Here is a 13,540-nt window from a genome sequence, read left to right on the forward strand (position 1 = left end):
ACGCGATCGACAGCCCAGGCGCATTGCCGCATCGGACCTATCCGGTTTGCCCGCGCAGCAATCCGAACCCCTTGAATGGAAACCTCAGTGCGCCAACAACTGGCCAAGGAACGCCTGGGCCCTGTCGCTCTTGGGATCGTTGAAGAAAGTCTCAGGCTCGGCAAGCTCGATGATCTCGCCTGCGTCCATGAAAACGACGCGGTCGGCGACCTTGCGGGCGAACCCCATCTCATGGGTGACGCAGATCATCGTCATCCCTTCCTCGGCGAGTTCGATCATCACTTCAAGCACGCCAGCGATCATCTCAGGGTCCAGCGCCGAGGTCGGCTCGTCGAACAGCATGATCTTCGGCTTCATGCAAAGCGCGCGCGCGATCGCAACGCGCTGTTGCTGGCCGCCTGACAATTGAGACGGATATTTGCTCGCCTGTTCGGCGATATGTACGCGCTCCAGATACCACATCGCCAACTCCGTGGCGTCGGCCCTCGACATGCCGCGGTTGCGCATCGGCCCGAGTACAAGGTTGTCCAAGATGGTCATGTGCGGAAAGAGATTGAAGCCCTGAAACACCATGCCGACATCGCGGCGGATGCGTTCGATGTGTTTCATGCCGGGCTTCACTTCGACGCCGTCGACGGTAATCGTCCCGCTTTGATGGGTCTCAAGTTGATTGATGCAGCGGATCATCGTGGACTTGCCCGATCCTGAGGGGCCGCACACGACCACCTTCTCGCCTTCGGCAACGGTAAGGTTTATGTCGTGTAGCGCACTGAAATCACCATACCATTTGCACAACTTGCTGATCTCGACCAACGGCCTTGGTCCGGCTTCGATCATCGCGCAGATCTCCTAACGGCGAGCTTTGGCAGCTCGGCGTTCCAGCCGGCTGAAAAGCAAGGCAAAGCTGTAGCACAGGACGAAATACATCAGCCCAACCAGAATCCATGTCTCGAAGACCTTTGTCGTGGTTGATGCGACTTCGGTCGCCAGAAATGTCAATTCCTGCACCGATATCAGGGATACTATGGCTGAATCCTTGATCAGAGTGATGAATTGACCGGCCAGCGGCGGCAGGATCTTTCGGATCGCCTGGGGCAGGATCACATCCTTCAGCACATTGGTGTGCGACAAGCCGATTGCGCGGGCCGCCTCCCATTGGCCTTTCCCGATCGATTGAATTCCGGCACGTACGATTTCGGTAATGTAGGCCGCCTCGAACAGGGCCAGGCATAGAACTCCGGCCAGGAAGTTCGACAAAAGCTGCGGATCGCCGAACATGATGCGAAACGCGGTGGTGTTCACCAGCCAGTTGTCGCGAGCGATATTGTCGATGCCAAGCGCCGGAAAAATCTGGCTGGAGACGAAGAAATAGAAGATAAAGATGAACACCAGAGGCGGAAGGTTCCGGATCAGTTCGACATAGCCGCGGCTGATGATGCGGACCGTCAGGTTGTCGCAGGTGCGCCAATACCCCATGACGATGCCGATGATACTTGCCAGGATCGTCGCCCATACCGCCAGCCGCAGCGTTGCAGCCAGACCATAAAGCAGCAGGTTTGCCGAGTATGTCCCGGTCTCGTCATCGTAAAGGACGATGAAATTCAGGACCCTCGACCAGCCCCAATTGTAAACGAGCACGTCATTGACGCGATACGCAGCATAAAGGACCAACAACAAGACGGCGCCGAACAGCACGAAGTCGAGCCTGGTCAATCGCTTCTTTTCCGGTGCGGGGGGCGCGGCGCGGTTCATGCCTGGCTTCCTCATGGAAAAATGAGGCACCGGACTTGCCTGTGCCTCATGATTCATGTCGATCCACCTATTCGGGAGCGACCATGTCTTTCCATGCGGACTGGTCCTTGAACCAACGGTCATGAGTTTCCTGGAGCCAGCCGTTCGACATGTTGACCAGAATCCAGTTCGAGAAGAAATTGAGCGAATCCACGTCGCCCTTACGCAGGCCGAAAGCCTCGTCGCCGCGGGTCAGGTTTTCACCATTATTGGCAACGTACACCTTGTCCGGATAGGCTTCGGACCAGAAGCGTGGCTTGGGCGCTGACGAGATCATCGCATGCGCGTTGCCGTTGACGACTTCCTGGAAGGCCTGGGCATCGTCATCGAACTGGCGCAGCGTCGCATTGGGGAACTGCTTCTGGGCGGCATCACACGAAACGGAGCCCCTGCGGCAAGCGATCGTCACTGCTGCCTCGTTGTACTGCTCTAGTGACTTCATGTCCTTCGTCAAAGCCGTATTGGCAGCCATCTGCTGGCCGGAATGTGCATACGGTATGGTGAAGTTGACGGTGAGGTTCCGCTCCGGCGTGACGGATAGGCCGCCGATGATGATGTCGAACTTTTTCGCCAGCAGTGCGGGAATGATGCCGCTCCACGCGGTCGGGACGAATTCGATCTCGACACCCATGTCCTTGGCAACTTTCTTCGCGACGTCGATTTCGAATCCGATCAATTCGCCCTTCTTGTCGCGCATCGCCCAAGGCACGAAAGTCGACATGCCGACGCGCAACGTGCCGCGCTGCACCACTTCTTCGAGCATGCTCTGCGCCGAGGCTGAAATTGTAGAGGCGGCCATGGCCGTGGCCATGACCAGAGCAACCACCAGTGAATTCACGATCCTGAATAACTGCATTTTTTCCTCCTGTTGCGCCGTTTTGACGGCTTTTCTTGTTATCGGCTTGCTACCGCCTGCTTTTGTTCAAAGACATTTCGAGGAACGTTACTCCGACTGACAGCGAGATCGTCACCACGAGATAAATTCCGGCGACCAGGAACCAAATTTCAAAGGCCATGAATGTCTGCGAAATCAGGTTGAGGCCGGCGGTGGTCAGTTCTTCGACGGCGATGACGCTGACGATCGCCGAGTGTTTAATGAGTGAAATGATCAGTCCGGTAAGGGGTGGCAGGATAAGCGGCAGTGACTGGGGGATGACGATGAAGCGGTATTTGTTCCTGCGATTGAAGCCTATGGCGTCCGCCGCTTCATATTGACCTTTGTCGACGCCGAGAATGCCGCCACGGATGATTTCTGCGGCGAACGAGCCCTCGAAGGCTGACAGGCATAATACACCGGCCCAAAACCGATCGATGCCGAATATCGGCGCAAGGACGAAGTAAAAAAGGAACAGCTGGACCAGCAGAGGTGTGTTTCGGATCGACTCCAGATACAAGGTCGCGATTGCCCTGCCTGCAATCGAATTCGAAAGCCTGGCCAGTGCAGTTGCAAAGCCGATCAGAATAGCGATGACGCCGCTGATTGCCGCCAGTTTCAGCGTTTGGAGCAGCCCCAGTATCAAGGGGCCCCAGACGATTTCGCCATCCACGACACGATAGAAAAATGGCGCGACACGGTACCATTGCCATTTGTAGTCCATGGCCAAAGTGCCACGCCAGATGAAGTAAGCAATGATCGTGAAAACCAGGGCCGCTTGCGTGATCTGCCAGCTGGTACGCAGGACGGAGCGCACATCCAGACGTGTCGCCTCACGTGCCCTCATCTCGATCGGCGTAGGCGCCCATACACGTTCTTGCATGCCCTTTCCCCACGCCTCAGTTGGGAAACCGTGATAAAACTATCACCGCAACATATAGCTTAGTCAATGAAATTTTGACCTTCACATAAAAAAAGATTATCGAAGTGGCTCGATACTGATCAAGGTGGGCTGCTTTGCGCGCAGCCTGCAAAATGAGAGATGACCGCATGAAGATAACGTTTCGGCAGATTGATGCGTTCAGGACCGTCGTTTCGACAGGTACGGTGACCGAAGCGGCCACTGTCCTCGGTATCTCCCAGCCTGCGGTCAGTCGCCTGATATCGGATCTGGAAGCGGAAGTCGGATTTCAGCTTTTCCAACGATCGAGCAGGATTCTGGTACCGACCGAAGAAGCCCGACTTCTCGTCGGGGAAGTCCGCCAGGCTATCAGCGGAATGGAGCACATAAAGCAAGCGGCGGCGGCAATCGCGCGTTTTGGTCATGCCAGGCTCACGCTCGTGACCACGCCTACCTTTTCGACACATTTGGTGCCTGAGTTGATCGAGCGCTTTGCGGCGGTGCGTCCAGAGGCTATGGCGCGCATGGAGATCGAGGCGAATGACGACACGGTCGAATGGCTGGTATCGCAAAATTTCGACTTCGGCATTACGTCGAATGAGCCGATGAACCCGTCATTCGACAGTTTGGTCTTGAATAACGAGGACGTTTATTGCGTTTTGCCTAAAGGCCATCACCTCTCCGGCAGGGCCCTGGTCCATGCTCATGACCTGGCCAATGAAAGCTTCATCTCCTACATTTCCACCTCGCGGTTTCGTTTCGAAATCGACCGCTTTTTTGCGGCGAAAGGAGTCGAGCGGCGAATGCAGTACGAGACCCGCACGACCGACGCAATCTGCCGGCTGGTCGCGCATGGACTAGGGGTCGCGGTGGTCGGCTCCAGTGAAAGCTACCTGAAATCTATCCCGGGATGTATAGCCCTTCCCTTTGCTGCGCCCTTGAGCTTTCGCTCGGTTTTGTTCTGGTCAAAGCAAAGGGCGTTCTCCGCCGTCGCCAACGACTTTCTGGAAATCGCCCAAAAATCCATCAGCGCCAATTAAGTGCATCGCGAAAGCTCTTCCTGGCCGCCGCGCTGTGGATGTAGGCGTAGTCGCGCGGATAGGAATTTCCCGGAACGATCTCGAGAACTGCAATTTGCGGGCCGGGAGCTTTCAGCAACCTGGGCAGGTCGGCCTCGAACCGACCCAGATCGTCGAAACTGCAGGCATCGACATAGCCGGCAGCCTTGGCAAAACCAGCGAAATCAACGACTTTGGCGCCCGGCAGAGGGTGGGCGCCGTTGACCTCATAGGTGCGATTGGCAAAAAGGAAATGATGCAGGTTGGTTGGCGCGGCCGCGGCGATGGTCACCAATGCGCCCAGGTTCATCAAAAGGCTGCCATCTCCATCGAAAACCAGAACGCGGCGCTCCGGATTGGCAAGGGCCAGGCCCAGGGCGTGGGAAGAAGCCTGCCCCATCGCACCGACTGCGACATAGTTCAAATCGCGTGGATTCAACACAAGCCAGTCGAAGCAGCTTTGATACACCGCTACAACTATATCCCTGTCATCCACAAACGGGATCAAGGCTTTCAGGGCATCGTCCCGGCGAAGTGTCATGAAGCCTCCGGGGCGCGGCCGATCAGGAAAACATGGGGGCGTGAAGCCGCATAAGCAGCTGAAATCGCTTGTGCAATATGCTCCACATCCTCCGGCTCCTCGATAAGCGAATGCGACAGCTGCATCGCGTCAAGAATCGGGCGGACGATGCGCACTCCATAGGCTGACGACTTTTCCGGCGCCAATTGCGGTTCCTTGCCCTGCAACCCCACCAGCATGACGACCGGCAAGCCATAATCCACGCCGATCGCCCGGATCGCATTGAGAGAATCCAGCAGGCCAGTTTGTTGCATCATCAAAACGGCACGGGTGCCGTTATAGGACATCGCCGCGCAGATCGACACGCCTTCGTCTTCCTTGCATATACGGGTCAAGCGGAATTCTGGGTCTTTCGATACAGGCCAGAGCAATCCGTCGCTGGTGACGATATCCGGTAACGCGATAATCTCACGCACGCCCGCCGCCTTGATGCCAGCGATGATCCTGCTGCCGGACGGATAAGCGACAGCGGCACACGCTGATGCGGTGAAGCTTGTCGCAACCATCATGTCCTCGCGTCGAGAAAGGACGCAATCGCCGAAACGCACGCGTCCAGTTCGTCCGGCAAGCCGATCGTTATGCGGATGTAATCGCGATAAGCAGGCGAGCCGAACCGACGCACGGCAATGCCGCGAGCGCGCAGAGCGTCGGATGCAGCCGCGGCACTTCTGTGCGGGTCCGGAAATCTCACAAGAACGAAATTCGCCTGGCTCGGCACCACTTCAAGCCCAAGCTCCTGCAGTTTCAAGCTCAACCAACGGCGACCCGCGGCATTCGCCTCAAAGACGAACCTGGTATGGCCATGATCCTCAAGTGCGGCAACCGCTGCTGCAACCGAAGGGGTTGCTACCGGAAAAGTCAGCGAAATACGGCGCAGCACATTGATGACGTCATGCGGCCCGTAGATCCACCCGACCCGAGCTCCGGCAAGACCGAAAATCTTCGAGAATGTACGGCACATCACCACATTTGCGGCTTCCTCGACGAGCTTGTGCGCCGGTTCGTAATTCACGGCGTCCACATATTCCTCGTAGGCGCTGTCGATGATCAACAGGGCATCCTCGGGCATGGAAGCATGCAGACGACGGACTTCGGTGCCGGTCAGATAGGTGCCTGCCGGGTTCTCGGGATTTGCGATATAAACAATGCGCGTGCGGTTGGTGATCGCCGCAATCATGCAATCGACCGACGGCTTGAAATCGTCATCAGGAACCGAAACCGCGATCGCATCGTTGGCGTGCGCGTAATTCGGCACCTTGAGGTAGCCATTTGCGCTACGGACCAATTCCATTCCGGGGCCGAGATAGGCCCGTGCCAGGCGAGCCAGAAGATCATCGGAGCCTTGCCCCGTGGTTATCCGCTCCTCCTGAAGACCGAAGCGTTTAGCGATCGCCGGCGCGAGGACCTGGTCAGGGCTTTCGAGATAACGCGCAACGCCCGCGACGGCTGCACGAGCAGCGGCAGCGGCGTTAGGGCTCGGTCCGTAAGCGCTTTCGTTCGAATTCAGGAAAATCGAAACGGGCAGCGAGGCTTCATCTGCGCCTCCAAGCATGTGCGGCCGAATGAGGTCGATACCTGCCTTTGCGCGCACCGTCATGCTCGTCTCCCTTATCTAACTCGTTATATCACATACATGCCTAATTTTTGCAATTCACTTTCTAAAATATTATGCTAGAAAGCTCAAGCAGAAGCCGTAAAGGGACTGCCGATGCCTGACCGATCCGCTCGAGATGATGCGCCGGAAGACGATAGATGAAGCGCTACACCCATTTCATCGCCGGCGGTTTCACGGCTGAAACCGGGGAAAGGATCGACAGCATCGACCCTGCGAACGGTCAGGTCTGGTCGCAGATTTCGCGCGGCACCGCGGACGATGCGGATCGGGCAATGCGGGCGGCGCACCAGGCGTTTCGCGACAGAGAGTGGCAGCATGCCAGCGCCGACGACCGGGCCGCCTTGCTGGAGCGTGTCGCCGACTATCTGGCCGCGAATTGGGAAGCGCTGGTCGAGCCCGAAATCCGCGACAACGGCAAGCGCATAACCGAGGTGCGCGCTCAGTTTTCCGGGCTTCATAGTTGGTACAGGCACTTCGCGGCAGAGGCCCGCAAGATCCGCGTCGAGCCGCAGAACAACAACACCAACGGGGCCGAGAGCGAGACGCATTTCCTGCCCTACGGCGTGGTCGTCGCCATCACCCCCTGGAACTCGCCGCTGATGATACTGACGTGGAAGCTCGGTGCGGCGCTCGCAGCCGGCAACACCGTGGTGGTGAAACCATCGGAATTGGCTTCGGCCTCGACCCTGGAGTTCGCTGCGATGCTGCACGACGCGGGCTTGCCTGCCGGTGTTCTGAACGTCGTCACAGGCTACGGCCATGAAGTGGGCGAGGCTTTGGTGCGCCATCCCCTGACGCGCAAGGTGACCTTCACCGGGTCGGACTTCGGTGGCCGCAAGGTGGCGGCGGCCGCAGCCGCAGGGGTGGTTCCGATGACGTTGGAATTGGGAGGCAAGTCGGCGCAGGTCGTGTTTGCGGATGCGGATATTGAAACCACCGTCAACGGGGTGTTGTCAGGCATCTTCCTGTCAAACGGACAGACCTGTGTGGCCGGCTCGCGGCTAATCGTCGAAACGCCGCTGAAGCAGGCACTGGTTTCACGAATTATCGACAGGGCAAAAGCCCTGAGATTAGGTGATCCAATGAGCCCGGCAACCCAGCTCGGGCCGCTGGCAAACGAGCAGCATCTGGCAAAGGTCCTGCGGATGATTGCGCAGGCAAAAAACGACGGTGCGGCCTGCCTTCTCGACGGGACGACAATTACGAACGACCGCGCGGGATTCTTTGTCGGCCCGACGATCTTCGACAACGTGACCCACGATATGCAGCTTTGGCGCGAGGAGGTATTCGGCCCCGTGCTTGCCGTCACCTCGTTTGACACCGAGGACCAGGCCATCGCGCTTGCCAACGACACCGACTACGGGCTGGCTGGCGGCGTATGGACCTCCGACCCGGCCAAAGGCACTCGGGTCGCCCGCCGGATAGATGCGGGGACGGTTTATGTGAATCACTATCGAACCGTCGATCCCCATGCGCCGATCGGAGGATTCAAGCGGTCGGGCTACGGGCGCGAATTGGGGCCTGATGCCGTCAGGGATTTCCTGCAAGCCAAATCCGTCTGGACCGGGAAGGCACCGGTGCCGGATCCGTTTCCGGAATGAGCCGATTGGAGGAACCGATGAACACGGCGTTTCAGATCCCAGAAGGCAATTTTCGCGGCCATGAACGGCAAAGCGTGTGGAAGCAGGCGCCCGATCCGGAACTGACTGAAGTCGGTCCTGGCACACCTTGCGGCGAGTACATGCGCCGTTTCTGGATGCCTGTCGCGATGACGGACCAGCTTGGCGACCTGCCTTACCGCATCCGAATTCTGGGCGAAGACCTTGTCCTGTTTCGCGAGAAGAAAGAAGGCAAGCTGGGACTGACGCACCTGCACTGCGCCCACCGCAACATGAGCCTCGAATTCGGGATCATCGAAGAGGGCGGCATCCGCTGTTCCTATCACGGCTGGAAATATGCGCTCGACGGAACCGTGCTCGAAACCCCGTGTGAGCCGCCGGCCTCGCAGGTAAAGAAGAAGGCCTGCCTCGGCGCCTATCCGGTGATCGAGTATAAGGGCCTCGCCTTCGCCTATCTCGGTCCCGCCGACACGAGGCCACCCTTCCCGGTGATGGATACCTTCGACGAGGAGGGCGATGAAATGTTGCCTTCCCTGATCAAATCGCCGTGCAATTGGCTGCAAGTCATGGAAAATGCCTGGGACCCGTTCCACGTGGTCTATCTGCACACCCTTGCGGTTCGCAGCCAATTCATCGACGCCTTCGCCGAAATGCCCATGATCGAATTCCATGAGGGCAAACATGGCGACTTCTACACCAATGTGCGCCGTGTGGGCGACATTGTGTGGCTGCGCATTCATGATCACATGATGCCGAGCTTTACTCAAAATGGAGCTCATTTCCCGGTACCGGATCGTCAGCGCTACTTCGGCCGCTGCGGGTTGAGCCGGTGGGTGGTGCCGATCGACGACACCAACACCATGGTCGTGACATGGCGGCATTTCCGCGCCGGCGACGATCCGCGCGGCCTAACGGACAAAAGCAAGGTGGGTTACGGGACCACCGATTTTTACGGACAGGGCCCGGACCGGTCCTACGAGCAACGCCAGCGTGATCCGGGCGATTATGACGCCTGGGTGAGCCAAGGACCAAAGAACATCCACGCCCGCGAAAATCTCAGCTTCACGGATCGTGGTGTGGCCAAGGTGCGCCGCATGCTGCGCAACAGTATCCGGTCGCTTGCTGCCGGTAATCGCGTGCCGCATCCGACGGACAACCATGATGGTGTGCTGCCGACCTATGCGGGTGACACGATGCTGCGCATCCCCCTCCAGGCCGGACGCGACGATCCCGCCGTGCTGAAGGAAATTTCGTTCAAGGTGGCAGAGATCTACAGGGCCGGCGATACCCTGGCCGGCGAAGCGCGCAACCGCTTCATCAAGGATGAGCTGAAGGCATATGAGGCGAGTTGGGCATGAAGCGCATCTCGATCAATCCGGGCCGGGTCGAGTGGTCGGGCGAGAACCCCGGTATCTACCTGAAACAGGACTCTGGCAGCACGACCTATTCGACGCTGGCGCTTTTCTTCCGCGTGGTTCTGTCGCCGTTCGGGCGAGGCCACGCGGCGATCGTATTGGGTGCGCCGGATACGGCACAAGGCTGGCCGGGAGTGCCCAATCTCATCATGACAGACAACCAGGGCCTGATGCGCTGGATCGTCGATGGCTGGGTAGCGAAGATGCCCACCTTTGCCGGCAAGGCGGGCTTGAGCGCAATGACCTGGCTCGATTGCGAGTCGGTGGAAAAACGTCCTGGCGATCTGAAGTCGCGCTACAGCGAAACCCTGCGCGGTTCAGGCGTGACCGTGGAGATGGTCTGGCGGGATATGGGGCCGCCCCTGCCCGTCGAGCTCACCAAACAGAACTCGGCCACAAAAGAGCACGAGATGTATTCGCTGTTTCTTGAAGCGAAGCAAGCACAAGTCATCGTAAACGGCACGCCGCTTGTGGGGATTGTCACGGAACGGCAGTTCTTCGGCCGCACCATGAGCACGGCTTTCCTGGCATTTTCCGAAACCTGGATTTCACCTTTGCCTGCTTCACGGCGCGGAGGTGCGTGATGCCGCTTGCAGAACCGATCACCCCCGGCGTCGTTGACTGGAGTGGCGAGAACCCGGGCATCCTGTTGAAGGATGCAGCGGGCGACTTCAGCGCCATGGCGCTCTTCTTCCGCATTGCCTGGTCGCCGGCAGGCCAGGGACACGTGCTTCTGCTCTACGGTACGCCGGCCGCTGTGTCAGGCACTGCTGAAGCTCCCAACGTTCTGCTGACCGACAACGCGTCGCTCGCAGCTTTCCTGAAGGATAACTTCATCGGTCGGCTCAAGATTTTCCGTGCACCGCCGGCCTTCGAGGGAATGTCAGTCAAGCTCGCACAGGCCGTGCGCAGTTCCGGCGACCCTATGGGGCATCGCTATTGCGAAACGATTTCCGGAGACGGGCTGACAGTCGAGCTGGTCTGGGAAGAACTGGAGCCACCGCGCGCACTGGAATTGACACCGGACCAGGTCGGCACAGGTGCCCACACGATGTTCTCGCTGTTGGTGCCGGCGCGCACAGCCCGGATTATCGTAAATGGATACAGCCTGCCCGGACAGATCGGAACCCGGATACAGGCCGGCATCGAGACGACAACGGCATTTCTCTATTTCTCGGAAACCTGGGTGATCCCGCCGGAGGACGCATGAACTTGCATCCAGCCGACCAACTGGCGTTCGACAAGGCGATGGTGACACAACCGGTGTGGAACCGCTTCAACACCGCCGCCGAAGCCCTGAGCCTGCCCCGGAACGTCTTGCTTCATGCTGGACCGGCCTTCGCCGCGCCGGATCAAATCACCATGCCGATCCTCAATTCCGCCTGCGTGGCTGCTGTTTACGAGGGCATCGCAAAGGACTTCGATCAGGCGGAAGCGATGATCATGGCCGGAGAGATCGAGCTGAAGCCCGCGCAAGATCATGATGTGGTAACGCCACTGGCCGCTGTCGTCAGCGCCTCGATGCCGCTACACACGGTCTACGATGCGTGGCGCGGATTGCAGCGGGTCTATGCCCCGATCAATGAAGGGTCACGGCCTGCAATGCGGACCGGATTGAGATCGGATGCCGTGCTGGAGCACCTCCGCTGGCTGAATACCCGCTTTCGTGATGTGCTGCAGAACGGCATCGCGGAAGGCATCGCCCTGGTGCCGTTGGCGGTCGTCGGCTTGATCGGCGGTGATGACTGTCACGGTCGCACGCATGTCGCAACGAGTGCGCTGGTTGCGGAACTCAAAGACCGTACGCGTGGCTCAATCGCAGATGAGGATGCGCTGGACTTCATGGCCACCTCTCCGTCCTTGTTCCTGAACCTTTGGATGGCAGCGACGAAATGCATGATGAAACTGGCCGAGGGCATCGACGGTTCAAGCTTTGTCACAGCTGCTGGCGGCAACGGGCATGAGGTCGGTATCCAGGTGTCTGGCCTGCCGGGACGTTGGTTCACTATTCCCGCGGATCCACCCGGAGGCAGGCTTGACGTCGACCTGCCGCAGGACCGGGCACTGGGCGCGATCGGCGACAGTGCCGTTGTCGAAGGCTTCGGCCTCGGCGCCATGGCCATTCAACTGAGCCCTTCGCAAAGGGAGAACTTCGCAGCCTATCTGCCCGATGACAGCCAGGTGCGTGCCGCCGGACTGTCCGTCGGCTCGCATCCTTACTTCCGTGCACTCGATGTGCGGCTTGGCAGCACGGCGCGCGGTGCTGTCGCTTCCGGTGCGGGTCCGATTGTCGGGCTTGGTATTCTCGATCGGCTGGGCAAAGCCGGGCGGCTGGGCGCGGGCATCTATGACATGCCCGTGGCACCATTCGTTCGGGCAATGGAAGCGCTCGGATGACGGTAGAACTTCATCATCAAAGCGCCTCCGAGATTGCCCGGATGATCCGTGATGGCCGCACCACGCCGAGCGCCGTGATGGCTGCCCATCTTGACCGGATTGCAGCGCGCGAAGCTGCCGTTGGTGCATTCGTCCATCTGGATGCCGAGCGCGCTATGGAGCGGGCCAGGGCCGCCGACCATCAATCACCCAAGGGCTTGCTGCATGGCGTGCCCTTCGCGATCAAGGACATAATCGATACGCACGATATGCCAACCGAGTGGGGCAGCGATTTGTTCATGGATCGTCGGCCGGACCGCAACGCCTCCTGCGTCCAGGTTTTCCTCGACGCCGGCGCAATCCCGCTCGGAAAGACCGTAACCACCGAGTTCGCCTATTTCCGGCCGGGCAAGACCGCAAATCCACACAATCTCGGCCACACCCCTGGGGGATCGTCATCTGGTTCAGCCGCGGCGGTCGCGGATCACATGGCGCCGCTTGCTTTCGGTTCGCAGACCGCTGCTTCGCTCGTTCGACCGGCGGCATATTGTGGCGTTTGCGCCTTCAAACCCACGACCGGGTCATTCGATCTTGCAGGCGTCATGCCCCTCGCTCCCAGCCTTGACACGCTTGGCCTGCTGGCACGGGATCCCAAAGATTTCATTTTGGCTCGCGCGGTTTTGACCGGAAGCGCGCTGCCCTTATCGCCGGACTTTTCCGACACCATGCCACTGATCAGCCTGATGCGCGGTCCGCATTGGGGGGACGGGTCAATGGAAATGCGTGACGTCGTCAGCCGCGCAATGCGCGTGCTGATGGACCACCGCACTGAAACCGGTGAGATTGCCCATCCACCGCTATTTGCTGAACTGACGGACGCTCAGAAGATCGTAATGGGCTATGAAGCCGCGCGCATTCATGGCGGCATGTGCGCCAGTCACGGCGATGCGATCAGCCAACAATTTGCGCAGCTGATCCGGTCAGGCCAGGAGACCACGGAAGCTGAGTATCAGGCGGCGCTTGCCCTACGCGACCAGGCGAACGCAATGGTCGATCTGATTTTCACCGAATGCGATGCCCTGCTCGTACCCTCTGCGCCTGGCGAGGCGCCCGAAGGTTTGGACGCTACTGGCGATCCGCTCTTCAGCCGCATGTGGAACCTGCTGCAATTGCCGTGCGTGGCGCTTCCGCTTGGTAGCGGGCCGCGAGGCCTGCCGCTGGGAATTCAGCTGATCGGTCGCAAGAATGAAGATGGCAAACTCCTTGCGATCGCCAAATGGGTGCACGGCCTATTCAGCCTCACACCCTGAA

At 59.1% G+C, this 13,540-nt stretch carries 14 protein-coding genes; 7 read left to right on the forward strand and 7 right to left on the reverse strand.

What is annotated here, in order from left to right:
• Positions 1–84 precede the first annotated feature (84 nt).
• The 4 genes from ACLKMW_RS20960 to ACLKMW_RS20975 form a co-directional block, all read right to left on the reverse strand.
• Positions 85–837: an amino acid ABC transporter ATP-binding protein gene (locus tag ACLKMW_RS20960; RefSeq protein ID WP_415726470.1), complete on the reverse strand. Its 753-nt coding sequence runs from the start codon at positions 835–837 to the stop codon at positions 85–87.
• A 12-nt stretch (positions 838–849) separates the two neighbouring features.
• The gene (locus tag ACLKMW_RS20965; RefSeq protein WP_415726472.1) at positions 850–1,752 is read right to left on the reverse strand and encodes an amino acid ABC transporter permease; all 903 of its coding nucleotides are present in this window, start codon (positions 1,750–1,752) and stop codon (positions 850–852) included.
• A gap of 67 nt (positions 1,753–1,819) precedes the next feature.
• Positions 1,820–2,647 (reverse strand): transporter substrate-binding domain-containing protein, encoded by an 828-nt coding sequence (locus tag ACLKMW_RS20970; protein WP_415726473.1) that lies wholly within the window; start codon positions 2,645–2,647, stop codon positions 1,820–1,822.
• Positions 2,648–2,696: 49 nt separating this feature from the next.
• Positions 2,697–3,482, reverse strand: coding sequence for an amino acid ABC transporter permease (locus ACLKMW_RS20975; protein ID WP_415726474.1), 786 nt, complete (start codon positions 3,480–3,482; stop codon positions 2,697–2,699).
• Positions 3,483–3,715: 233 nt separating this feature from the next.
• Between ACLKMW_RS20975 and ACLKMW_RS20980 the strand changes: the two genes are divergently transcribed.
• Complete coding sequence (locus tag ACLKMW_RS20980; RefSeq protein ID WP_415726505.1) at positions 3,716–4,606, forward strand: LysR substrate-binding domain-containing protein; 891 nt, start codon at positions 3,716–3,718, stop codon at positions 4,604–4,606.
• On the opposite strand, the gene ACLKMW_RS20985 is transcribed toward ACLKMW_RS20980, so the two are convergent.
• The 3 genes from ACLKMW_RS20985 to ACLKMW_RS20995 are packed head-to-tail and all read right to left on the reverse strand — an operon-like array spanning position 4,593 to position 6,801.
• Positions 4,593–5,165 carry a thiamine pyrophosphate-dependent enzyme gene (locus ACLKMW_RS20985; RefSeq protein ID WP_415726475.1) on the reverse strand — a complete coding sequence of 191 codons (573 nt, stop codon included), beginning with the start codon at positions 5,163–5,165 and terminating at the stop codon, positions 4,593–4,595. The genes ACLKMW_RS20980 and ACLKMW_RS20985 overlap by 14 nt on opposite strands.
• The gene (locus tag ACLKMW_RS20990) at positions 5,162–5,713 is read right to left on the reverse strand and encodes a decarboxylase (RefSeq protein WP_415726476.1); all 552 of its coding nucleotides are present in this window, start codon (positions 5,711–5,713) and stop codon (positions 5,162–5,164) included. Before ACLKMW_RS20990 ends, ACLKMW_RS20985 begins: the two co-directional genes overlap by 4 nt.
• The gene (locus ACLKMW_RS20995; RefSeq protein ID WP_415726477.1) at positions 5,710–6,801 is read right to left on the reverse strand and encodes a pyridoxal phosphate-dependent aminotransferase; all 1,092 of its coding nucleotides are present in this window, start codon (positions 6,799–6,801) and stop codon (positions 5,710–5,712) included. The genes ACLKMW_RS20990 and ACLKMW_RS20995 overlap by 4 nt, the downstream gene beginning before the upstream one ends.
• 155 nt (positions 6,802–6,956) lie before the next feature.
• Between ACLKMW_RS20995 and ACLKMW_RS21000 the strand changes: the two genes are divergently transcribed.
• From ACLKMW_RS21000 to ACLKMW_RS21025, 6 genes are read left to right on the forward strand one after another with little or no spacing between them, the layout of a single operon-like run.
• The gene (locus ACLKMW_RS21000) at positions 6,957–8,420 is read left to right on the forward strand and encodes an aldehyde dehydrogenase (RefSeq protein WP_415726478.1); all 1,464 of its coding nucleotides are present in this window, start codon (positions 6,957–6,959) and stop codon (positions 8,418–8,420) included.
• 17 nt (positions 8,421–8,437) lie between these two features.
• Positions 8,438–9,796 carry a Rieske 2Fe-2S domain-containing protein gene (locus ACLKMW_RS21005; protein WP_415726479.1) on the forward strand — a complete coding sequence of 453 codons (1,359 nt, stop codon included), beginning with the start codon at positions 8,438–8,440 and terminating at the stop codon, positions 9,794–9,796.
• Complete coding sequence (locus ACLKMW_RS21010; protein WP_415726480.1) at positions 9,793–10,437, forward strand: hypothetical protein; 645 nt, start codon at positions 9,793–9,795, stop codon at positions 10,435–10,437. The genes ACLKMW_RS21005 and ACLKMW_RS21010 overlap by 4 nt, the downstream gene beginning before the upstream one ends.
• Positions 10,437–11,063: a hypothetical protein gene (locus tag ACLKMW_RS21015; protein ID WP_415726481.1), complete on the forward strand. Its 627-nt coding sequence runs from the start codon at positions 10,437–10,439 to the stop codon at positions 11,061–11,063. The genes ACLKMW_RS21010 and ACLKMW_RS21015 overlap by 1 nt, the downstream gene beginning before the upstream one ends.
• Positions 11,060–12,250, forward strand: coding sequence for a YlbE family protein (locus ACLKMW_RS21020; protein ID WP_415726482.1), 1,191 nt, complete (start codon positions 11,060–11,062; stop codon positions 12,248–12,250). Before ACLKMW_RS21015 ends, ACLKMW_RS21020 begins: the two co-directional genes overlap by 4 nt.
• Positions 12,247–13,539, forward strand: coding sequence for an amidase (locus ACLKMW_RS21025; RefSeq protein WP_415726483.1), 1,293 nt, complete (start codon positions 12,247–12,249; stop codon positions 13,537–13,539). Before ACLKMW_RS21020 ends, ACLKMW_RS21025 begins: the two co-directional genes overlap by 4 nt.
• Position 13,540 lies beyond the last annotated feature (1 nt).

Source organism: Borborobacter xinjiangensis (assembly GCF_047739745.1).
Classification (GTDB): domain Bacteria; phylum Pseudomonadota; class Alphaproteobacteria; order Rhizobiales; family Rhizobiaceae; genus Pseudaminobacter.